Here is a 20,353-nt window from a genome sequence, read left to right on the forward strand (position 1 = left end):
ATAGGTAAGGGTCATTTCAGTAGGCTTTGCTACCAGTACGTAGCAGGCGGCTACCGCACTTAAGATTATGATGGCAAAGCGAGCTCAGCCATAAATTTATCATTAAAATCAGGGCGATCCGAGAGTTCAACATAGGCGACTTCTTCAAGTAACGTTGTTGCACCATGTCGCTCGGCCTGAGATAACAAAACCATTTTCGCCCCTTCGCCTGCCACATTTCCAGCGCTGACAATTCTCGCAACTGGAAGTTTGGGCACTAAACCAATCCCAATCGCTGAAGCTGGTGACAAATATGAACCAAAGGAGCCGGCGAGCAGAACTTGCTGTACATCCTCTGAGGAAAGGTTGAGCTCATCAAGAAGCAAACGCCAGCCTGTCGCGATTGATGCCTTGGCAAATTGTAACTCTCGAACATCGCGCTGAGACAGATAAACTGATGGCCGATTGTTTTCCCAGGCAAGCACGAATGCCCGCTCCTGATTTTCTAAAGTAATTAATCTTGTTGCCAGTCCTGGAACTAGTTGCTCGGCACCTTCGTTAGTTATGTAGCGACCAGAATCATCGATTATTCCTTGTTGATGCAGTGCATAAACTGCATCAACTAGTCCGGATCCGCAAAGTCCGACCGGCTCGACATTTCCGATTACCCCTAGTATTAAGTCGCCGTCGATTATTTGCACTACTTCAATAGCGCCATCCGCGGCCCGCATTCCACACGAAATGGAGGCGGCTTCAAAAGCTGGTCCGGCCGGAGCTGCGGTAGTAAGAATTTTGTCACCATCTGACAGTACGATTTCACAGTTAGTTCCAACATCAATTAATAATCGGACTCGCTTATCTCGGTCCATCCCGGTAGCAAGTGCGCCAGCGACAATGTCTCCCCCAACATAAGCGCCAAACAGTGGAAAAATGTAGCATCTAGCACTCGGCAGGCTACCCAAGCCAATCTCACTGGCTTTAAGTATCGGCCAACTGCGGGTTGCCGTGATAAATGGCGCGACTCCAACTGGTTCTGGATTAATACCTAAGAGCAATTCCATCATTGTGGCATTGCCAGCAATCGCAATGTCATAGATATTTGAGGAAGAGACCCCAGAATCTTGGCAAACTTCGGCTAACAATTCATTCAAAGTCTCTACCGCTGCTAATTGCATCGTCGCGAGCGCATTACTGTCAAGCATGGTCGCAGAAATTCGCGAGATCACGTCAGCACCAAAAGGTTGTTGCTTATTCAACATGGACTTTACGCAAACTGGGGTGCCCGTATTTAAATCGAGTAAGGTTGCCACAACTGTAGTAGTGCCCAAGTCAAAAGCTACAGCATAACTTTTAGTCGACGTATCCCCTGACTCAACAGCAATTAAGACATCGTCGTTAATTACAGCAGTCACTTTCCAATTGGCCGAACGAAGGATTGTTGGCAAGGCTTGTAGCACCGATAAATCAGCAGAAAACTCGATGTCACTAATAGACTTTTGTAGTCGCTCTAAGTCCATCGCCTGATCATGCAAACTTGGTTCAGCGAGTTCGACATACCGCTTTTGCACAGTGGGGCGCAGAATTACCTGCCGACCAACCCCTACAGTTGCTGCCTTAGGTCGGGTAGAAAGCGGTGGGACATCAACTTTTAGATTGCCGTTGGCTTTAGCGGCACAAGCCAATCGCCAGCCTTGTGCGAGTTGTTCGGAAGAGAAAGCTCGGACATCAAGGTTCGAGACTGGAACTTCGCCTTCCAGGATTTGAATCTTGCATTTCTTACAAGTTCCGTGTCCACCACAGGTGGAGTCAATTGCCAAGCCATTCCAGGAAGCCGCATCAAAAACTGAGACCCCAGGCGGCACTCGAACCTCCTGCCCACTTGGCTCAAATTTGAGTTGCACACGACCAAGTGCAGCTGCATCAGTTGCAGAAGGCGTGTTATCGCTCACGTAAGTATCTTTCGGTCGAAGTAACCCAAGACTACTAGAAGTGATTAGACATTCTGTGCCGCGCGGAATCGGGTTATCCAGTTTCCGCCCCAAGCATCATTGCCAATCAAGAGGTCACTGGCACGGACCGATTCAACCACGGCGGGAGTACGCGCGTCCATAATTGCCGAAGTCAAGCCGGCGGCAATCGCCATCGGCAAGAAGGCTGCATTGAGTGCGTGGCGATTTGGCAAGCCAAACGAGACATTGGAGCCACCGATTGACATATTTAAGTCGTACTTCTCTTTTATCTGGTGAATTGTTTCAAGTGTGTTTTTAACCGCCTCTGGATCTGCACCTACGGTCATTGCCAAAGGGTCGATTACTAAGTTTTCCAGTGAGATTCCAGCTTTCTCTACTGCGACAACAATCTTGTCAACAATCAGCATGCGTTCAGGCGCAGTCATTGGGATACCGGTCTCATCATTTGGTAGCGCAATTATCGCCGCATCATATTTTTTAACTAATGGCAAAATCGCTTCCATCCGGTCATCCTCACCGGTCATCGAATTGATAAGTGCCTTACCTTCATAAACTGCCAGGCCAGCCTCAAGGGCTTCAACAACAGATGAATCAATGCAGACCGGTAAATCAGTAAGAGTTTGAACTAGTTTTATTGCCTTAGCCAGAAGCTCGGGTTCATCGGTAAGTGGAACTCCCATGTTGACATCAAGCATGTCTGCACCGCCGGCAACCTGGTCAGCAACATCAATTTCTATAGTTGAAAAATCGCCAGCGCGAAGTTTTTCCTGAAATATTTTTCGGCCCGTGGGATTGATGCGCTCACCGATGATGACAAATGGCAAGTCGCCACCCATCGTGATTTCTTTGGTTGCAGAACTCAATAATGTATGCATTCAATACCCCTTATGTTGCAGTTAGGCACGTTTTGCCGCGATTAGCGATTTTGCAACTCGAACCGCAGTTGACGCATCTGCCGCATATCCGTCAGCGCCCACCACATCAGCGTACTCCTGCGTAACTGGAGCTCCGCCAACAAGCACGATTAGGTCATCACGTAATCCAGCCTTGGTCAGTTCTTCGATATTTACTTTGAACATCGGCATGGTTGTGGTTAAGAATGCTGACATGCCAACAATGTCAGGCTTATGTTCTTGGACAGCCGCAACAAATTTCTCCGGAGATACTTGGACCCCTAAGTCAATTACATTAAATCCAGCGCCTTCGAGCATGATGTTGACTAAGTTTTTTCCGATGTCGTGAACATCGCCTTTGACAGTTCCCATCACAAAAGTGCCAATTGTCTCTGCACCGGTGTCAGCAAGCAGTGGTCGAAGTACCTCCAGTGCGCCATTCATTGCCCGACCGGCAATAAGCATCTCAGGCACAAAGTAATCTCCGCGCTCAAATCGCGCACCAACTTCTTCAAGTGCAGGAATTAGGGCTTCAAAGAGTAAGGTTTCTGGGGTCATACCCTCTGCTAAGCCCTGATTGGTCAATTCAAGAACTCTTGGGGCATTGCCGGCCATCGTCTCTTCGTACATTTCTTTCAAAATGTCGGTCACTACACACTCCGAAAAGTCAATTGATGCAAAAGGTGAATTGCCTTGAAACACTGGTTTCAGAGTTCAGTTTAGTAACAACCGAATTAAAGAGCCAATGTGCCCGCCAGCTGATGAACAGGTTTTGGCCAAAGGCGACTAAGTGTGACTGGGCTAGGTGACATGTGGCATTGTTAGTTAGGTGCGTTACCTGAAAGGTTCCAAATGAGCGCTGTAATTCTCGATGGCAAGGCTACCGCAGCAGTAGTCAGAAGTCAGTTGCAGCAGCGAGTCGCACGCCTGAATTCACTTGGAGTGCAGCCCGGACTTGGCACCATTTTGGTTGGTGACGATCCAGGCTCTCATGCATACGTTGGTGGCAAACATAAAGACTGTGCAGAAGTAGGGATTAAATCAATCCGAATAGATTTACCAGCATCTGCAACTCAAACAGACGTCCTAGATGCAATCTCGCAGTTGAACACAGACCCGAGCTGTACTGGCTACATCGTGCAACTTCCGCTGCCAAAAGGGCTTGATGCAAATGGTGCATTGACTTCAATGTCGCCTGAGAAGGATGCAGATGGGCTCCATCCAACGAATCTTGGTCGACTCGTGCTTGGGGAGCCAGCGCCACTTCCTTGCACACCGCGAGGAATTGTTGAACTGCTTCGCGCTTACAACGTGCCACTTGATGGAGCTGAAGTCGTAATTGTTGGTCGAGGTGTAACTGTTGGACGCCCACTTGGCTTACTGTTGACTCGCAGAACGGAAAATGCGACGGTAACTTTGTGTCACACGGGGACTAAAGATCTGACTTACCACCTACGGCAGGCCGACATCGTAGTGGCAGCGGCTGGTGTACCGCATTTCATTACTGCCGAAATGGTTAAACCTGGCGCTGCTCTTTTAGATGTCGGAATTACTCGCACCGAAGCGGGACTACTTGGCGACATACATCCAAGCGCTGCTCAAGTTGCTGGCTACTTTGCACCGATGCCTGGTGGAACAGGTCCAATGACTCGGGCGATGCTACTTGCAAATGTAGTAGATGCTGCCGAAAAGCAGGCAAACATCTGATACTGCGGAATAAATAGTTCTGTACCAGACTTGTAACTGTTATGAGTTCAAAAGTACTAGTCCTTGTCAGTCACCCCAGCCTTGAAGAATCTCGAATCAACGACGCATTCGTCAGATCACTAGAAGAAAACCCATTAGTAACTGTTCGTCACATTGATCAACTCATTCCAGCTGGGCTAAGTAGTTTTGATGTAACGATGGAACAGGAAATTATTGATGCTCATGATGCAGTCGTGTTCCAGTTTCCTTGGTTTTGGTACTCACCGCCGGCAAGTCTAAAGAAGTATTTGGATGAAATTCTGACTCCAGGTTGGGCCTATAGAGGTGGTAATGCACTAGCCGACAAGCCAGTTATGGTGGCAATCAGTACAGGTGGACCTGCAGATGCTTATCGACCTGAGGGAAGTAACAAATTCACGATGGAAGACTTCCTAGCTCCGCTTATCGCTACAGCAAATATGACAAAAATGAAATGGCAAAAACCTTTTGTTATTCATAGCTCGCGCACCTTGTCGGATGATGAACTTACTCAAGCCACTCAGGATTACTTGGGTCGGATTGTGGAATTAACGCCTGAGGCAATTTCGGCTTAATCAGCCAGTGTTTCTAAGGCCGGTGGCTATGCCATTTACTGTCACACTCAATGCACGTCTAAGTGCTGCATCAGGCTCTTGACCTGAAGCCCTCACTTCGCGGACCCGCTGCAAGAAACTTACCTGTAAGTAATGCAGTGGCAGTAGGTACTTATCGCGAATCTCTAGTGTTCGGGCAAGTGAAACATTGTTTTCTAAGGCTGTGCTCTCACCCGTCAATTTAAGTACTTCTCGCTTCGTTAACTCAAATTCTGCTTTGATTACCTCAAACAGGTGCTGCAAATCTGCAGGTACTAATTCCCTGACGTAACTGGCTGCAACTTCCATGTCTGTCTTAGCAAGTGTCATCTCGACATTAGAGATGAAGTTAGAGAAGAAGTTCCAGTCCTTTAACATCTGGTTTAACTCATCGCCAAATCCAGCTTCTCGAGCAGCCGCCAGACCACTACCCACCCCAAACCAACCGGGGACGATTTGTCGAGACTGTGTCCAGCCAAATACCCAAGGAATTGCCCTTAGTCCAGAAATTCCAGATGAAGTGTCTGGGCGTCGAGCAGGCCGAGAGCCCATGTGCACATCAGCCAACTCGCCAACTGGTGTAGATGATGCGAAATATGCCGGTAGATCAGCATGCTGAACTAAGGCACGATATTTTTCCAATGCGGTTCCTGACGCAAGGTCCATGACTTCATCCCACTTAACCAACTTTTCAGCTGGAACTTTTGAAGATTTATGCAGGACAGATGCTTCTAGGGCTGCCGCCAAGGTCAAGGCTAGGTTTTCGCGGGCAAGCGGCGGCAGCAAGTACTTATCGGAAATTACTTCCCCTTGCTCCGTAAGTTTGATTTCACCATCAAGTACACCCCAAGGCTGGGCCATGATCGCTTCAAAGGTTGGACCACCGCCACGGCCAACTGTCCCGCCACGGCCATGGAAGAGTCTAAGTCGTACGCCATACTTGTTCGCTACATCGCGCAGTCTTCGCTGGGCCAAATGAATCTGCCACTGCGAAGTCAGGATTCCAGCATCTTTGTTCGAATCCGAGTAACCGAGCATAACTTCTTGCACATCGCCACGAAGTCGGACCAATTCGCGGTAAGCAGGAGTACTCAGCAGATCTTCTAAGATTTGATCAGCAGCTGTTAATTCGGCAACCGTTTCCAGAAGTGGAACAAAATCGACACGAACAACTTCATTTGCCAGATCAACAAGTCCCGCTTCACGACCAACAATTACTGCGGCCAACAAATCGTGTGCTCCTCGTGTCATGGAAACAATTGCGGTTTGGCAGACTTCATGGCCAAAACGGTTCTGGCCTTCAAAAATTTCCCGGTATGCAGATAACGCAGTCTTAGCCTCATCAACCAAAACCACAGCGCCATTCGAAAGTACTCGATATTGCGCTAGCTCATTGCGCAGAAATTCTAATTGTTGGTCCGGAGTTAGCTCACGATAATTCGCATCTGGCTCTACCAACTGAGCGACTGCTTCCTGGTACTTTTCAGAATGCTCTCGAACATCTAGTCCGGCCAAATGTAAACCAATCGCACTAGCGGTTGAGATTGCACGGTCTAGAACGCGAAGCGCAACTTCCTCAGTGCCAAGCGAAAGTAAGGATTGGCGCACGGCTGATAAATCAGCAATGAACTCAACCGTCTCGCCATAAACGCTTTCATCAGGCACCTCATCATCTGACAAAGCGGCTTGGGTGTTCATCAATTTCTGTCGAATGGCAATTAGCGACAGGCGCCAAGGCTCTTCGGCGTTCATTCGAACATAGCGGGAATCTAGGCCAGCCAGATCCGGAACGATTTGCGTCAAAAATTCTTCAACATGAGCTTCATCACCTGCCACTGTGCGACTAATTGACAAGTCTTCAATCACACGATCCAGCACTGGAATTAAGTTGCTGACGGCATGCGAACGATGCATTTCAAAAACACTCCTAGTCACCTGCGCGGTAACGAATGGATTGCCATCACGGTCACCACCGATCCAGGAGCCCATAGTTAGTGGAGTTGATGTCACGGGCATACTTACGCCAAGTTGTTCTAAGGCGCCTTCCAAGTCCTCAAGTACGTGGCCAAGTGGACCACGTGCAATCTCGTCTAGATAATAAAGTGCATTTCGCGCCTCATCCAAAACTTCTGGACGCTGCAACCGCAGTTCGTCAGTTTGGTAAAGCAGGTCTACCAATTCACCTAACCGATCACGCAAACGTGGGTGTCCGGGCGAATATAAAAAGTCAGCAATTCGACGTAACTTTGTTAGGACACTACGACGGGCCGCTTCTGTTGGATGGGCGGTGAAAACCGGACGAACATTTAGGCGGCTAACTATTTCGGCAACTTCATCCGTTGGGATTCCAGCTGAGGAGATGTTCGACGCAGTTCGCGCCAGTACTCCGCCACTTAACTTACGATCCTGGGCCAACGCGCGACCGCGGTGAACTTGCTCAGCAATATTTGCCAAGTTGAAGTAGGTGGAAAATGCCCGGGCCAGGTCAATTGCCGTGGCTAAGTCAATATCCGAGAGCTGGTCAGCGACTTGGTGGGCATCAACCCGAGAAGCTTTACGAACTCGCTCAACTAAATCAAGCAGTTCCTGACCCTTGTGTCTAGTAATAGTCTCGCCGAGCAATTCGCCAAGTAGGCGGATGTCGGAACGGAGGGCGGCATCGTCAACTACCGTCCCGGCGGCGTTGATAGGCATGGTCCTTAGCCTACCGAACGAAAGTAACCGCTGGCTAAGCCCGCATTTCACTCGGAGCACATTTGCTGATAATCTGGCAACCGAGCACCGCTAGCTCAATTGGCAGAGCAGCTGACTCTTAATCAGCGGGTTATAGGTTCAAGTCCTATGCGGTGTACTTTTGGGATCAGGCCAAGTTTCGAATTTTATTCTTCGTCAACGATTTCGAATTCTTCAATTTCAGCTTCAGTGATTGTGATTTCCCGCACAACTTGCGTTATTTCTATGGGGTTCTCCGGAGTTGGACCTTGCACATCCAAAGCTCGAATCTTCTTGGCACTGCGCAGTGCTGTGTGTTGTGCAACTTTGGTCAAATCTTCATAGGACTTGTTTATCCGTTCGATGTTCTTGCCAACCTCATTAATTTTCACGTACAGCTTCGTAATGTCCTGCAAGAACTTCTCGGCCAAGTCGTGAATTTCTGTAGCGTTTTTCGCAACTTTTTCGCGACCGAAAAGATATCCAACTGTGCGAAGCAATGCCATCATGTTGGTTGGTGTCGCTATAGTTACTTTCATTTTGAAGGCGTAGTCAAGCAAAGTGCTATCGATTCGAAGTGCATCGGCAAGGATAGATTCGATGGGCGCAAACAAGATTACAAAGTCTGGCGATGTTCCTTGTTGCTGATATTCACGATCAGACAGCGTCTTGATGTGGTCTTTTAGTTTTTTGGCATGATCCTTGAGCAATGCTTCTCGCTGTGTCTCATCTTCAACAGCGTACGCTTGATAAAAACTTTCAAAGGGAAACTTTGAGTCAATGTAGAGAACGCTCGCGCCAGGCATCTCGATGGTTACATCGGGGCGTCCATTGCCTTCGCCTGTAGTTGCCCTCTGCACTTGATAATGTTCGCCTTCAATTAAACCCGCACTTTCCAGCAATTTTTCTAACTGGGCTTCGCCAAACTTTCCGCGAGCTTGAGAACTATTTAGTACTCGAGCGATGCTTGTCGTTTGGGCAACTAGTTCGGTACTACTTTCATTCATGGCACGGATCTGAGTTCGCAATCCTTCTTCAGCCGCAGCCCGGCGCCGATCTGCATCTGCTGCAGATCTGGTAATGGCGGCAATTCCATCCTTAAGAGCTGCTAGTTCCGTCTGTAACTTAATGGTTTCATTAGCATTGCTACGCTCAGCGCTGAGTTGAGAATTCAACTGCTCTACTTGAGCCTGTGTCGAAATAAGTTGTGCTTGCAGGAGTGTGACGTCCCCAGAGACCGTACCTTCGGTTACCTTTCGGCCACGACCAATAATGAACCCGAGACCCACGCCGACAAAGAGGGCAATAAATACATAGATAAAGGCAGATGAATTTGTCATGTCCCTATGTTGGCAGACAGAAGTGACAAAACTCAGACTAATTTGCTCAGTTTTAGTCTGAGCAGATAGATACCCTTAACTTAGAAACGAATCTGTGAAAGTGATCGATGTCCGATGCCTGCAAAGTCCGTAGTCAGTTTGTCGCTAGCAGCTGCTCTGACCAGTTTTTTGCTCAGCCAACCAGTTCAGGCCACCACCACAACATCTGCATCAGTCTTATTAAGCAAATTGAAGGTAACCAGAGAATATCAATCTGGCTACCAGCGAGAATATTTCAAACTTTGGGTTGATGCGGACCGGGATGGCTGTAACACTCGAAAAGAAGTTCTCCTGTCAGAGGCAAAAGTGCGACCTAGTGAAAATTCAAGTTGCACACTATTTGGGGGGCGCTGGAAGTCGCCGTATGACAATCAAACATTTACTAATGCCAGAAGTTTGGACATAGATCACATGGTTCCTTTGTCTGAAGCCTGGCAATCAGGAGCCTACCGATGGGATGCAGACACTAGAGAGCGGTACGCTAACGACCTCGGATATTCTCGATCGTTGATTGCAGTATCAGCAGCCTCAAATAGATCTAAAAGTGATCAGGATCCATATCTTTGGATGCCACCTAATCACGCTTATTGGTGCCAGTACGTTGGGGATTGGATTGCAATCAAATATAGATGGGGCCTAACTATTGATTCCACTGAGAAGCGAGATCTACAAAATAAGGTGCGAGCTTGTGGCGTGCGAAATCAAGTAGTCAAACCAGCACTAGCGGTTAGACACTTTGGATCGATACCAAAATCTGGCGGATCATCGACTGGCGGCGGCTCAACGGGCGCAAGCTCGCACACTGATCCGCGCTTCAGTTCATGCAAGTTGGCCAAAGCTGCCGGCTACGGACCGTATCACCGAGGCAAAGATGTCGAGTATGCCTGGTATCGAGATGGTGATGGCGATGGCATTGCTTGCGAATAGCTAGCGAATAGAGAAATCCTTACTATCTTCCTGAGTTATTGAGCCATCCTTTGCCGAAATATCTTGAGCTGAAAAAAGGTAATCTCCACTTCGAAGTATGCCTAAAGAAACAGTCCACGCTCCCCGAATCGGACAGCCACCGGATGCAAGCGTGCTTCCTTCGCGAATCATCTCGCCATCGCGGAATAGCTGCCAGTGCACGCCGGCCTCAAAGGTGCAGGCTGTTCCACGCATCACAACTGGGTTACTCATAATTTTTGCTACTTGATCGACCCATACAGGAGCTAGCACTTCGTAATGCAGTTCCCTAGAAAATGCTTTACGAGCATCAACATGACCAGCAAAACTCTCAAACTTTTTTCCACCTGAAGTGAAATTAACGAATTTGGTTGCCGGATGGTTTGCCGTGAGCGTCCAAACCAGCTGATCGATTGCTCGAAGTTCAGTTTCAGATCCTGCGTTGAGTGGAACGACAGATATGTCTACAGTCGCCTTTTCGCCCGTGTAGTTAATGTAATTAATTGTGGATCCATTGCCCCAGAGATTAAAATAGTCACCATCGAGTGGTCGTTGTTTGTTCTTGACCAAAAATCTCAAGCTAGCAAGACCAGCATCATGACCAACAGGCATGTTTCTAAATTCTCGATAAAGGCGAAATCCCAATTCAGTTTTACCCACGTAATAAAGGGCAACCGCCTTTTGCAATGCTGAAGGCGTTGAGCTTGGTGAAGTAGTTTCAGAGCCGGAAGCGGTCGGACTTATTGATGGACTGGCGGTACTGCTTGGCCAGTTACTTGGACTTGGTGCAGGTGATAGTGACGGTGATTCAGTGGAATTCGGTCCCGGGTCAATGGCAACATGACAACTCACCAGACTCACTGGAAACGCCAAGACCAGAAACAGCCTGGCAAAGCGGCCAAAACGATTCATGCTTTGACGGTAACGAGCGAAACAAAGTTCTACACTAAATTCATCAAGTTATGAGGGGTGGCACATGGCTGAATTAGTTTTCTTTACCGGCACGATGGATTGTGGTAAATCTACCCTTGCCGCGCAGGTAAATCACACTCACAAATCAGCTGGTCGTAGCGGTTTAGTATTCACCCGAAATGATCGAGCTGGTAGTGGCATTCTCTCAAGCCGACTTGGCCTTGCGGTTCAGGCAATTGAAGTCACCGACGAGACAAACTTTTTTGATTTATCGCTAGAGCAACTTAAGAGTGAGCTCGGCTTGGATTACCTTGTGTGTGATGAAACCCAGTTCTACACTCGGGAACACATCAATCAACTTGCCCATGTCGTTGATGACCTAGATATTGATGTTTTTGCCTTCGGAATCGCAAGTGATTTTCGTACCGACTTGTTCCCTGGCTCGGCCAGACTTTTTGAATTGGCAGATCGCATTCAAGTTCTACAAGTAGAAGCGCTCTGTTGGTGCGGTCGCAAAGCTACTCACAATGCGCGAACCGTAAATGGAAGGATGATTACCGAAGGAGATCAAGTTCTTCCTGGTGACACTTCAGAAAGTGCCGTTGATGAAATCGGCTATGAAGTTTTGTGTCGCCGCCATCACATGGCGGGTATGACGATAAATCATCCTGAGAATTAGTTGTCTTTTTTGCCGCGACTTTTTAGCGCCAAGCCAAAGAACGCGAGAACACTGGCACTGACCGCTGCGATTCGCTCGGTTCTTGGCTGACCATCTTCGGTTACGAAAAAGCTTGAGACTTTTTCTAGGCCCCGGTTGGCCACATTGCTTGGTCGCACGTATTCCTGCAAATCATCAACAGATTTCGAGAGGCGTTCACGAGTTTGTTGTAATTCGCGAGCTAATTCGTCTGACGGGTTTTCGGCCATATCAACACAATACCCACCGAAACTGCCAATTAAGGCCAAAATTGTGCGGGGCCAATCTTTTCGCCGTAAACTTGTAATTGCAAACAATTCGCAATAAGGACTAAATTATGGCTATTACAGCACCGTCGACTGGCGAACTAGTCAACGCGAAACTGCGCGATCGACTTACTCGTGATGAGTGGCGACGAATGGCCTTGATGTTTGGGTTCATAACTTTCTTACATGTGTCAGGAATTGCTTTAATGTTTGCGGCGACTCGCGGTCATTACATTTTGAGTGACGGAACTATGTTTGGCTGGGGTACGGCAGTTTTGGCCTACACCTTGGGAATGCGACATGCATTTGATGCTGATCACATTTCAGCCATTGATAACACCACGCGCAAACTCATGAGTGAAGGTCAGCGTCCGTTAGCTGTTGGCTTCTTCTTCTCCCTTGGTCACTCTTCAGTAGTAGCTGCGCTAGCAATTTTGCTCAACTTTGGCCTCAAGTCTCTTGGTTCTCAGCTCAAGGATGACAATTCAAGTTTGCATCACTACACGGGCTTGGTTGGCACCACGGTTAGTGGAATCTTTTTGATGATTATTGCTGGCCTGAACCTAGTTGTTATGGTTTCAATCATCAAAGTGTTTGTTGCAATGCGCCGTGGAGAATACAGCGAAGAAGAATTAGAAAAGCACTTGGATTCTCGTGGATTCTTGATGCGTTTCTTTGGACCGATTGCTCGTCGAATCGATAAGAGCTGGAAGATGTATCCACTGGGAATTTTGTTCGGCTTAGGCTTTGATACTGCCACAGAGATTGGCTTACTTGTGTTGGCTGGCTCTTCGGTCGTTGCAGGATTACCTTGGTGGGCAATCCTGAGTCTGCCACTCTTGTTTGCCGGCGGAATGAGCCTGCTCGACACAATTGATGGTTCATTCATGAACTTCGCCTATGGCTGGGCGTTTTCAAAGCCAGTTCGCAAGGTTTACTACAACATCATCATTACCGGACTTTCCGTTGGTGTTGCAGTATTCATTGGAGGCATGGAAGTGGCGCAAGTTATTTCCGGTCAATTGAATCTTTCGGGCGGTTTTTGGGACTATGCCAACCAGTTCAATTTGAACCAGGCCGGGTATTTCATAGTTGCAGCCTTTGCCATTGTTTGGCTGTTTGCGATTGCCATTTGGCGCTTTGGCAAGATTGAAGAGCGCTGGCATAAAAAGGCGCACCTAGCACAGTTAACTCGTGGCGAGCAGTCAGATCACGTAGCTGCAGGTATTGAACTTGGGCCAATTAAAGACCCATTCAAGATTGACTGAAACTCAACTAAGCAGTGTTTGCCCTTCCTTAGTTCATTTATTAACAGAAGTCGTTCACAAGCTTGCGTAGGCTTTACGATGTGGAGGCCGCAGCCAGTAAACCTAAGTGGATTACTCGAAACTTAATAGTTTTGAGTCTGGTTTCATTTACCCAAGATGCAGCTAGCGAGTTAATGTACCCGCTCATGCCACTTTTTCTGACCGGAGTTTTGGCAGCGCCGGCGATAGTGCTTGGGATTGTCGAAGGAGCGGCCGAGGTAACGGCAGGCGTTTCAAAATACTTTGCTGGCAAGGCCTCGGATCGAATCGGCAGTAAGACCTTGATTACCACTGGCTACGCATTCGCTGGGCTGGGAAAACTTTTTGTTGCTGGCGCGATATTTTGGCCAATGGTCTTATTCGGGCGCGTTGTCGACCGAATTGGAAAAGGTATTAGGTCAGCACCTAGAGATGCTTTAATCACTAAATCGGTTGAGCCAAGCCACTATGCTCGAGCTTTTGGCTTTCATCGAAGCGCCGATACCTTTGGTGCGGTGCTCGGTCCTGTCTTGGCCTTAATCGGTCTATCAGCTCTCAATAACGATGTGCGGGCAGTGATGTGGTGGGCGGTCATTCCGGCTGTGCTCTCGGTTGTTATCTCGTTATTTATTCAGGATGTAAGGGTTAAAGTCAGCAAGCCTCAGGGAAATACTTCTGAAGTATTAGAGAGGTTACCAAGTGGTTTTTGGAATGCAGCACTGCCATTTGTGATTTTTGCGCTGACGAATTTGCCAGACACTATGTTGCTGCTTCGGTTATCGCAACTAGGTACCTCAATGACTAATGTCGTTTTGGCTTACATTGGCTTTAACTTGGTTTACACCCTGGCTGCCTATCCAGCAGGAATAATCGCAGACAAATTATCCGCATACACCGTGTATGCAATCGGCCTGATTGCTTTCGCCACAACCTACATAACGCTGGGCCGGCTAACTGAACCTTCGGTTCTTATGTACGTAGCGGTGGCGCTGTATGGTTTTTTCCCAGCATTGACTGACGGTATTGGAAAGGCAATTGTTTCGCATACTGTGCCAAAAAATATGCACGGCCGTGCCCAAGGAGTTTTTCAGTCGCTATCTGGCGGGGCGATACTGCTTGCTGGCATCTGGTCTGGATTGTTGTGGACTAAAGGCTCAGGAAATGGATCCTTACCTATGACCATAGCTGGAGTTCTTGCTGGAGTAAGCGCAATTGTGCTTCTACTCCTTCATAGCACCCGCCCGTTAGAAGAACACTGAGAAGTCTGACAGAATAGGAGTCACGTGCGGGAGTGGCGGAATTGGCAGACGCACTAGACTTAGGATCTAGCGCCTTCGGGTGTAGGGGTTCGACTCCCCTCTCCCGCACCATTACTTATTAAATTTCTAACTCACATTAAATTTCGTGGTGGTTTGATAGAAAACTTTGTTGCCAAGTTTGTCAATTGCTGAAATCCAAATTGTGTATTCGCCTGCTGGAGCAAAACTGTTCAGCGAGATGGTCTGACTGTAGCTTCCCTGCTTTTCATCACCGCTAGTTCGGGAGAATGCATAAGTTCCATAATCAATGTAAGCACGCCCTTGATTGTTGGCAAAGCTATATCCGTTAAATGCAACCCAAGCGATTACTCCTTGCATGCCTGTCTCATCCTGGACATCATAGGTGATGTCCAATGTTTGACCATAGGTAATTGTTGGCGCAGATAACGCGATATTTGTGACAACGGGGGCACTCGAATCTGTAGCACCGCCGATGATTCTAAAATTCGCTGTTGACGACTGAGCCATTTGCCCAAAGACATCAGTTGCATCAAAGAAGGCCGTGTATTCGGTATTGACCGCATCGGCTGGGACTTGGCAGGTTGCCGAAAATACTGAGCCTTGCATGTTTCCCGAAATACGAGTTCCTTTTAGGCCAAAACCGCACCAAGTCGTAACCCATCCGCTTGGTCCGCCGATTGTAACCCAACTACTTTCAACAGCTGAATTATCATTGACCGTCCAAATGAAAGTCAGCGCAGATCCTGCGGTCACGCTCGGAGTAACGCTGGCGTTGGAGATGCCCGGACTAGCGGTATCGATTGTGCAGGCACCGACTATCGAGTCGGAGTTGTCAGAAGCGCAGTAGTTCGTTCCAGGTCCTGGATTTATTTGATCTCGATCTGCTCCACCTTGCAGCATGTCGTTACCTGCTCCACCTGAAAGTGAATCTGTTCCAGTATCGCCAGTTATTCGGTCACCGTCGTCGCCACCCGTCAAACTATCGTTACCCGCGCCACCCGCGAGTGTGTCCGAGCCACTTTCACCGAAGATGATGTCTAATCCGGCATCTCCGTTGACAGTGTCATTGCCTTTTCCAGAAGAGATTGAATCATTGCCAAGTCCCGCAGCAATTGAGTCATCGCCGGTTCCGGTATTAACGGTGTCGTTGCCCGAACCAGCTGTGACTGAATCTTCTCCATCCGAAGTTGCGACGGCGTCATTGCCATCTCCAGCATTAACCGTGTCGTTACCTATCCCGGTATTGACGGTGTCGTTACCCGGACCACTATTGACGGTGTCGTTGCCATCAAGGGTGGAGATTACATCATTTCCATCCCCGGCCAGAACTGTATCGTTGCCCGAGCCACTGTTGATTGTGTCGTCTCCCACAGCCCCACAAATCACATCGTTACCCGATCCAGCACTTACGGTGTGTGCTCCAGAGCCTTGCACAACAATTACATCTGGGCCGGATGTGCCAGTAATCACTCGTGCCGAAGAAGTGATAGTAGCTGTTTGGCCGTTGCAGGTCGTCGATGCAGCACGCGCGCCGGTTGGCAGCACAGTGAAACTGAAACTGAGAATTGCAATCAAACTCACTGATTTAATCTGGTTATTGAAGGCCAACATGGATATTCCTTTTTCGCACATCTTCAAAGGTCGTTACTTCAGTGTTCCCCACCGAACACTGGCACGCAAACGCTACAGCGTAAAGATTCGGTTAAGTCAGAAAATACTCAGAAATAGAGTTAAATCAACTCTTTTATTGCTTGGGCAAGCTGCCTCAGAGCTTGGCCACGGTGACTTATTGCATCCTTTTCCTCTGGCGAGAGTTCAGCAGTTGTCTGGGTAAATCCTGTGGGCTGAAAAATCGGGTCATAGCCGAAGCCCTGAGTGCCACGAGGTGTGCGCAAAATGTCGCCATTTACTAACCCACTTCGCACAACTTCCGTTCCATCTGGAAGGACTAGGACTGCGGCACAAACAAACTGCGCGCCACGCTGCTCGTCTGGGGTGTGAACCAGTTGTTTGAGCACTAAATCCATATTTGCCTGATCAATGTTTTCACTTGCTCCAGACCAGCGAGCGGACAGTACCCCAGGTGCTCCGGCAAGCGCGTCTACACAAAGCCCTGAATCGTCTGCGATGGCAGGCAGACCGGTATGCGCTACTAATGCTCTAGCCTTTAGCAAGGCATTGCCCACAAAAGTAACTTCGGTTTCTTCTACCTCAGGGGCGGCTGGGAAATTCGCAACCGTTAGAACTTCTATGTCTAGATTTAATGTTGCCAATATTCGGCCAAGTTCATCGGCTTTGTGAAGATTACGAGTTGCTAAAACTATCTGTGTTGTCACTTCACCGCCCAGAGGCAAGTGCTACGCGTTGCAAGTCAGTCAATTCTGCACAGCCGCTTGTTGCCAAATCCAAAAGTTGATTAAGCAGGTCCCGGTCAAATGGATCGCGTTCTGCAGTGCCCTGAACTTCGACAAATTTACCTGATCCCGTCATCACGACATTCATGTCTGTTTCAGCACGAACATCATCGTCGTAATGTAAATCTAGACACGGCTTGCCATCAACTATGCCGACCGAGACAGCCGCAACCGAGTCGCGCAAAACAACCGCAGATGGCGCAACTAGCCCAGAGATACGGGCCCACTCGATAGCATCTGCAACCGCAACGTACGCACCTGTGATTGCAGCCGTGCGAGTTCCGCCATCGGCTTGCAGGACATCGCAGTCGATCATGATGGTGTTTTCGCCAAGTGAAGTCATGTCCAAAACTGAACGCAGGCTTCGGCCAATCAATCTAGAAATTTCATGTGTGCGCCCACCTAGCTTGCCTTTGACGCTCTCGCGATCGTTTCGGGTATGAGTAGCACGGGGCAACATCGAATATTCAGCAGTTAGCCAACCCTCGTTACTACCAACTTTCCACCGCGGAACTCCGGCAGTGAAGGAAACAGCACAAAGAACTCGCGTTGCACCAAATTCAACTAATACGCTGCCTTCGGCGTGATCAAGCCAATTGCGCGTGAACTTAACTTCGCGTAGTTGATTAAGTGAGCGGCCATCGGAACGACTAGTCATAACCCCGACTCTATTGCACTGGGGTACTAGAGCGGGATGACCTCGGAAACTTCTGGTCCAAGAAAGCGTCGAGCAAGACTGGTGAACGCATCTCCTGTTGCCAGGAATTCGTGCTGTGGTGCTGGAAGGGAAGGATCTCGCATTAAGTCGCCTTCAACCAAAGTACGGTAAACATCTTTCGCCGTCTCCTCGGCACTAGATACCAAAGTCACTGTGTCGCCAACCGTCATGGAGATGACTCCAGTTAACAGTGGATAGTGGGTGCAGCCGAGCACCACTGTGTCGACGCCCTGAGCCAAGACTGGGTCAAGGTATTCGTGCGCAACAGCTATCAGTTCCGCGCCACTGGTAACTCCAGCTTCAACAAACTCGACAAATCGAGGACATGCTTGCTGGGTTAATTCAATTTGCGGAGCGGCAGCAAAGGCATCACGGTAAGCCCCACTAGCCACAGTCGAGGCCGTGGCAATTACGCCTATCTTTCCATTGCGGGTTGACCCGACTGCTCGGCGCGCTGCTGGTTGGATTACTTCAATCACGGGAATTGAGTATCGCTCTCGGGCATCGCGAAGCATGGCTGCGCTTGCTGAGTTGCAAGCAATCACTAAGGCTTTCACATCGCGCTCAACCAGGGTGTCGAGCACATCGAGTGCTAGCTCGCGGACTTCAGCGATTGAGCGTGGACCGTATGGGCTATGCGCTGTGTCTCCGATGTACAAAACTGGCTCGTTTGGCAACTGATCAAGAATTGCGCGCACCACGGTTAACCCACCAACTCCAGAGTCCATAACTCCAATCGGTCTGTTATCCATAATCCATAAGCCTAATTCATCAAGTAACTGAGCAGAACTGCAAACCCTTTGCAATAGTTCGAATTGAAATGTTTCTGACTCAATCTCGGTTATGAGAAGCGGGACTAATTCGTTTAGGCTAGAGATGTCCCCGAGCAATTAAAGCGAGAAAATATGTCTGTAGATGTCAGCATTCCAACCATTCTGCGCACCTACACCAACAATGCCCGACTCGTTCAGGCAAGTGGCGAAAACCTAGAAGCAGTTATTGCCGATCTAGAAAGTCAGTTCGCAGGGATTAGTGGCCGACTGATTGAGAACGGTCAACTGCGCCGTTTTATCAACATTTACGTAAACGATGAAGATGTGCGCTTTCTTGGAAGTCTGACTGCGCCAGTTGCTGCTGGTGACATCATTACAATTCTGCCTGCTGTTGCAGGTGGTTAACCATGCGCTTCAACTCATTACTTGAGTCGGTAGGTAATACGCCACTCGTAGGACTGCCAAATTTATCGCCATCGGCCGATGTGCGACTTTGGGCAAAACTTGAAGATCGCAATCCCACTGGGTCTATTAAAGATCGAGCTGCGTTAGCCATGATCGAAGCTGCAGAGCGCGATGGACTTCTAACGCCAGGTTGCACGATTCTCGAGCCCACTAGTGGTAATACCGGAATCTCACTTGCGATGGCAGCCAAGCTAAAGGGCTACAACCTAATCTGCGTAATGCCTGAGAACACCTCACCTGAGCGAACCCAACTTCTACATATGTGGGGCGCAAAAGTCACCTACTCCCCGGCTGCAGGTGGCTCAAATGAAGCGGTACGCGTTGCGAAAAAGTTGGCGCAAGAAAATCCAACTTGGATCATGCTTTATCAATATGGCAATGAAGCGAATGCGGATGCACATTACCGAGGAACTGGTCCAGAGATCTACGCTGACTTGCCCAGCATCACGCATTTTGTTGCTGGCCTTGGAACAACGGGAACGCTAATGGGAACTGGGCGCTACTTGCGAGAAAAGATTCCTGATGTGCAGATTGTCGCTGCTGAACCTCGATACGGCGAATTGGTTTATGGACTGCGCAACCTAGACGAAGGCTTTGTTCCCGAACTTTATGACGAATCAGTTCTGACTACGAGGTATTCGGTTGGCCCTCGCGAAGCGGTTGCCCGCACTCGATTGCTTTTAGAAAAGGAAGGAATCTTTGCTGGCATTTCTACGGGAGCAATTTTGCATGCGGCTATGGGTATGGCGGACAAAGCGGTAAAAGCAGGAGTTAGGGCAGACATTGCGTTCATCGTCTGCGATGGTGGCTGGAAATATCTATCAACTGGAGCCTACGAGGGCACCCTAGAGGAAGCCGAGGATGCGCTCGAAGGCCAGCTCTGGGCTTAGTCAGAAATAACGACTTCCTCTTCCACGACTTCGCCATCGACTATCCGGAACGACCGAAATTCATAAGGTCCGGCTTCAGGGCCAGTTTCTCTGGTTGAGACCAAAACATAATGTGCAAATGGCTCCGAGGCATAGCTGATGTCGGTCCGAGATGGGTAAGCCTCAGTAGCCGTATGGGAATGGTAAATGACAACAGGATCTTCATTGTTGGCATCAAGTTCTCGGTACAGGCGCAGCAGGTCTGCTGAATCGAATTCATAGAAAGTTGGCGACCTTGCTGCATTTATCATCGGGATGAATCGCTGCGGATAATCGCTGCCTGCTGGGCCAGCAATTACCCCACACGCTTCATCTGGGTGGTCTTTTCGGGCATGCGACACGATTAAATCAACCAAGTTTTGACTAATCTGCAACATTAAAAAGTCCTTATTTTTAAGCATTTTCAAATTTCTTTTA

The 20,353-nt window shown here is 48.7% G+C and carries 20 protein-coding genes and 2 tRNA genes; 10 read left to right on the forward strand and 12 right to left on the reverse strand.

Annotated features, from left to right (window positions below):
- Window positions 1–65 precede the first annotated feature (65 nt).
- Genes EBS36_00650 through EBS36_00660 form a run of 3 tightly spaced genes read right to left on the reverse strand, consistent with a single transcriptional unit; the run spans window position 66 to window position 3,472 of the window.
- Window positions 66–2,021 (reverse strand): DUF4445 domain-containing protein, encoded by a 1,956-nt coding sequence (locus EBS36_00650; GenBank protein NBU31670.1) that lies wholly within the window; start codon window positions 2,019–2,021, stop codon window positions 66–68.
- Complete coding sequence (locus tag EBS36_00655; GenBank protein ID NBU31671.1) at window positions 1,973–2,824, reverse strand: methyltetrahydrofolate cobalamin methyltransferase; 852 nt, start codon at window positions 2,822–2,824, stop codon at window positions 1,973–1,975. The genes EBS36_00650 and EBS36_00655 overlap by 49 nt, the downstream gene beginning before the upstream one ends.
- A 21-nt stretch (window positions 2,825–2,845) precedes the next feature.
- Entirely contained in the window at window positions 2,846–3,472 is a 627-nt protein-coding gene (locus tag EBS36_00660) for a cobalamin-binding protein (protein NBU31672.1), read from the reverse strand.
- 222 nt (window positions 3,473–3,694) lie between these two features.
- On the opposite strand from EBS36_00660, the gene EBS36_00665 reads away from it, so the two are divergent.
- Together EBS36_00665 and EBS36_00670 are read left to right on the forward strand one after the other, a co-directional pair.
- On the forward strand, window positions 3,695–4,549 hold the full coding sequence (locus tag EBS36_00665) for a bifunctional methylenetetrahydrofolate dehydrogenase/methenyltetrahydrofolate cyclohydrolase (protein NBU31673.1): 855 nt from the start codon (window positions 3,695–3,697) through the stop codon (window positions 4,547–4,549).
- Between the two features lie 41 nt (window positions 4,550–4,590).
- Window positions 4,591–5,142 (forward strand): flavodoxin family protein, encoded by a 552-nt coding sequence (locus EBS36_00670; protein ID NBU31674.1) that lies wholly within the window; start codon window positions 4,591–4,593, stop codon window positions 5,140–5,142.
- Here the strand turns inward: EBS36_00670 and EBS36_00675 are convergent, their stop codons facing one another.
- Window positions 5,143–7,854, reverse strand: coding sequence for a phosphoenolpyruvate carboxylase (locus EBS36_00675; GenBank protein ID NBU31675.1), 2,712 nt, complete (start codon window positions 7,852–7,854; stop codon window positions 5,143–5,145). It abuts the gene before it with no gap.
- Between the two features lie 84 nt (window positions 7,855–7,938).
- Between EBS36_00675 and EBS36_00680 the strand changes: the two genes are divergently transcribed.
- Window positions 7,939–8,011: transfer RNA gene (locus EBS36_00680), tRNA-Lys, on the forward strand.
- Window positions 8,012–8,039: 28 nt separating this feature from the next.
- Here EBS36_00680 and EBS36_00685 read toward each other — a convergent pair.
- Window positions 8,040–9,212, reverse strand: coding sequence for a DNA recombination protein RmuC (locus EBS36_00685; protein NBU31676.1), 1,173 nt, complete (start codon window positions 9,210–9,212; stop codon window positions 8,040–8,042).
- Between the two features lie 114 nt (window positions 9,213–9,326).
- Here EBS36_00685 and EBS36_00690 point away from each other — a divergent pair, with 114 nt between their 5' ends.
- On the forward strand, window positions 9,327–10,178 hold the full coding sequence (locus EBS36_00690; protein NBU31677.1) for a DUF1524 domain-containing protein: 852 nt from the start codon (window positions 9,327–9,329) through the stop codon (window positions 10,176–10,178).
- On the opposite strand, the gene EBS36_00695 is transcribed toward EBS36_00690, so the two are convergent.
- Window positions 10,179–11,108 carry a hypothetical protein gene (locus EBS36_00695; GenBank protein ID NBU31678.1) on the reverse strand — a complete coding sequence of 310 codons (930 nt, stop codon included), beginning with the start codon at window positions 11,106–11,108 and terminating at the stop codon, window positions 10,179–10,181.
- Window positions 11,109–11,172: 64 nt separating this feature from the next.
- On the opposite strand from EBS36_00695, the gene EBS36_00700 reads away from it, so the two are divergent.
- Window positions 11,173–11,787, forward strand: a complete 615-nt coding sequence (locus tag EBS36_00700; GenBank protein NBU31679.1) for a thymidine kinase — start codon at window positions 11,173–11,175, stop codon at window positions 11,785–11,787.
- Here the strand turns inward: EBS36_00700 and EBS36_00705 are convergent.
- Entirely contained in the window at window positions 11,784–12,122 is a 339-nt protein-coding gene (locus EBS36_00705; GenBank protein ID NBU31680.1) for a DUF3618 domain-containing protein, read from the reverse strand. The genes EBS36_00700 and EBS36_00705 overlap by 4 nt on opposite strands.
- A 20-nt stretch (window positions 12,123–12,142) precedes the next feature.
- On the opposite strand from EBS36_00705, the gene EBS36_00710 reads away from it, so the two are divergent.
- From EBS36_00710 to EBS36_00720, 3 genes are all read left to right on the forward strand, one after another.
- Window positions 12,143–13,339: a HoxN/HupN/NixA family nickel/cobalt transporter gene (locus EBS36_00710; protein ID NBU31681.1), complete on the forward strand. Its 1,197-nt coding sequence runs from the start codon at window positions 12,143–12,145 to the stop codon at window positions 13,337–13,339.
- A 173-nt stretch (window positions 13,340–13,512) separates the two neighbouring features.
- Window positions 13,513–14,616: an MFS transporter gene (locus tag EBS36_00715; protein ID NBU31682.1), complete on the forward strand. Its 1,104-nt coding sequence runs from the start codon at window positions 13,513–13,515 to the stop codon at window positions 14,614–14,616.
- A gap of 26 nt (window positions 14,617–14,642) precedes the next feature.
- Window positions 14,643–14,727: transfer RNA gene (locus tag EBS36_00720), tRNA-Leu, on the forward strand.
- Between the two features lie 15 nt (window positions 14,728–14,742).
- On the opposite strand, the gene EBS36_00725 is transcribed toward EBS36_00720, so the two are convergent.
- The 4 genes from EBS36_00725 to EBS36_00740 all read right to left on the reverse strand — a co-directional run bounded on the left by EBS36_00725 (window position 14,743) and on the right by EBS36_00740 (window position 18,521).
- Window positions 14,743–16,269, reverse strand: coding sequence for a calcium-binding protein (locus tag EBS36_00725; GenBank protein ID NBU31683.1), 1,527 nt, complete (start codon window positions 16,267–16,269; stop codon window positions 14,743–14,745).
- Between the two features lie 98 nt (window positions 16,270–16,367).
- Window positions 16,368–16,973 carry an RdgB/HAM1 family non-canonical purine NTP pyrophosphatase gene (gene rdgB, locus EBS36_00730; protein ID NBU31684.1) on the reverse strand — a complete coding sequence of 202 codons (606 nt, stop codon included), beginning with the start codon at window positions 16,971–16,973 and terminating at the stop codon, window positions 16,368–16,370.
- A 1-nt stretch (window position 16,974) separates the two neighbouring features.
- Window positions 16,975–17,709, reverse strand: a complete 735-nt coding sequence (locus EBS36_00735; protein ID NBU31685.1) for a ribonuclease PH — start codon at window positions 17,707–17,709, stop codon at window positions 16,975–16,977.
- Window positions 17,710–17,735: 26 nt separating this feature from the next.
- Window positions 17,736–18,521, reverse strand: coding sequence for a glutamate racemase (locus EBS36_00740; protein NBU31686.1), 786 nt, complete (start codon window positions 18,519–18,521; stop codon window positions 17,736–17,738).
- A gap of 153 nt (window positions 18,522–18,674) precedes the next feature.
- On the opposite strand from EBS36_00740, the gene EBS36_00745 reads away from it, so the two are divergent.
- Window positions 18,675–18,947 carry a MoaD/ThiS family protein gene (locus tag EBS36_00745; GenBank protein ID NBU31687.1) on the forward strand — a complete coding sequence of 91 codons (273 nt, stop codon included), beginning with the start codon at window positions 18,675–18,677 and terminating at the stop codon, window positions 18,945–18,947.
- Window positions 18,948–18,949: 2 nt separating this feature from the next.
- Window positions 18,950–19,897: a cysteine synthase gene (locus tag EBS36_00750; protein NBU31688.1), complete on the forward strand. Its 948-nt coding sequence runs from the start codon at window positions 18,950–18,952 to the stop codon at window positions 19,895–19,897.
- On the opposite strand, the gene EBS36_00755 is transcribed toward EBS36_00750, so the two are convergent.
- Window positions 19,894–20,313 carry a M67 family peptidase gene (locus EBS36_00755; protein ID NBU31689.1) on the reverse strand — a complete coding sequence of 140 codons (420 nt, stop codon included), beginning with the start codon at window positions 20,311–20,313 and terminating at the stop codon, window positions 19,894–19,896. The genes EBS36_00750 and EBS36_00755 overlap by 4 nt on opposite strands.
- Window positions 20,314–20,353: the final 40 nt, after the last annotated feature.

The organism is Actinomycetota bacterium, assembly GCA_009923495.1.
Classification (GTDB): domain Bacteria; phylum Actinomycetota; class Actinomycetes; order S36-B12; family UBA5976; genus UBA5976.

Bases quoted from the DNA above. Each gene is read 5' to 3' on its own strand.
- EBS36_00715 (NBU31682.1), top strand. From the start codon at position 13,513: ATGTACCCGCTCATGCCACTTTTTCTGACCGGAGTTTTGGCAGCGCCG.
- EBS36_00745 (NBU31687.1), top strand. From the start codon at position 18,675: ATGTCTGTAGATGTCAGCATTCCAACCATTCTGCGCACCTACACCAAC.
- EBS36_00685 (NBU31676.1), bottom strand. From the start codon at position 9,212: ATGACAAATTCATCTGCCTTTATCTATGTATTTATTGCCCTCTTTGTC.
- EBS36_00710 (NBU31681.1), top strand. From the start codon at position 12,143: ATGGCTATTACAGCACCGTCGACTGGCGAACTAGTCAACGCGAAACTG.
- EBS36_00655 (NBU31671.1), bottom strand. From the start codon at position 2,824: ATGCATACATTATTGAGTTCTGCAACCAAAGAAATCACGATGGGTGGC.
- EBS36_00755 (NBU31689.1), bottom strand. From the start codon at position 20,313: ATGTTGCAGATTAGTCAAAACTTGGTTGATTTAATCGTGTCGCATGCC.
- EBS36_00735 (NBU31685.1), bottom strand. From the start codon at position 17,709: ATGACTAGTCGTTCCGATGGCCGCTCACTTAATCAACTACGCGAAGTT.
- EBS36_00665 (NBU31673.1), top strand. From the start codon at position 3,695: ATGAGCGCTGTAATTCTCGATGGCAAGGCTACCGCAGCAGTAGTCAGA.
- EBS36_00670 (NBU31674.1), top strand. From the start codon at position 4,591: ATGAGTTCAAAAGTACTAGTCCTTGTCAGTCACCCCAGCCTTGAAGAA.
- EBS36_00740 (NBU31686.1), bottom strand. From the start codon at position 18,521: ATGGATAACAGACCGATTGGAGTTATGGACTCTGGAGTTGGTGGGTTA.
- EBS36_00750 (NBU31688.1), top strand. From the start codon at position 18,950: ATGCGCTTCAACTCATTACTTGAGTCGGTAGGTAATACGCCACTCGTA.
- EBS36_00675 (NBU31675.1), bottom strand. From the start codon at position 7,854: ATGCCTATCAACGCCGCCGGGACGGTAGTTGACGATGCCGCCCTCCGT.
- EBS36_00690 (NBU31677.1), top strand. From the start codon at position 9,327: ATGCCTGCAAAGTCCGTAGTCAGTTTGTCGCTAGCAGCTGCTCTGACC.
- EBS36_00725 (NBU31683.1), bottom strand. From the start codon at position 16,269: ATGTGCGAAAAAGGAATATCCATGTTGGCCTTCAATAACCAGATTAAA.
- EBS36_00700 (NBU31679.1), top strand. From the start codon at position 11,173: ATGGCTGAATTAGTTTTCTTTACCGGCACGATGGATTGTGGTAAATCT.
- EBS36_00660 (NBU31672.1), bottom strand. From the start codon at position 3,472: ATGTACGAAGAGACGATGGCCGGCAATGCCCCAAGAGTTCTTGAATTG.
- EBS36_00695 (NBU31678.1), bottom strand. From the start codon at position 11,108: ATGAATCGTTTTGGCCGCTTTGCCAGGCTGTTTCTGGTCTTGGCGTTT.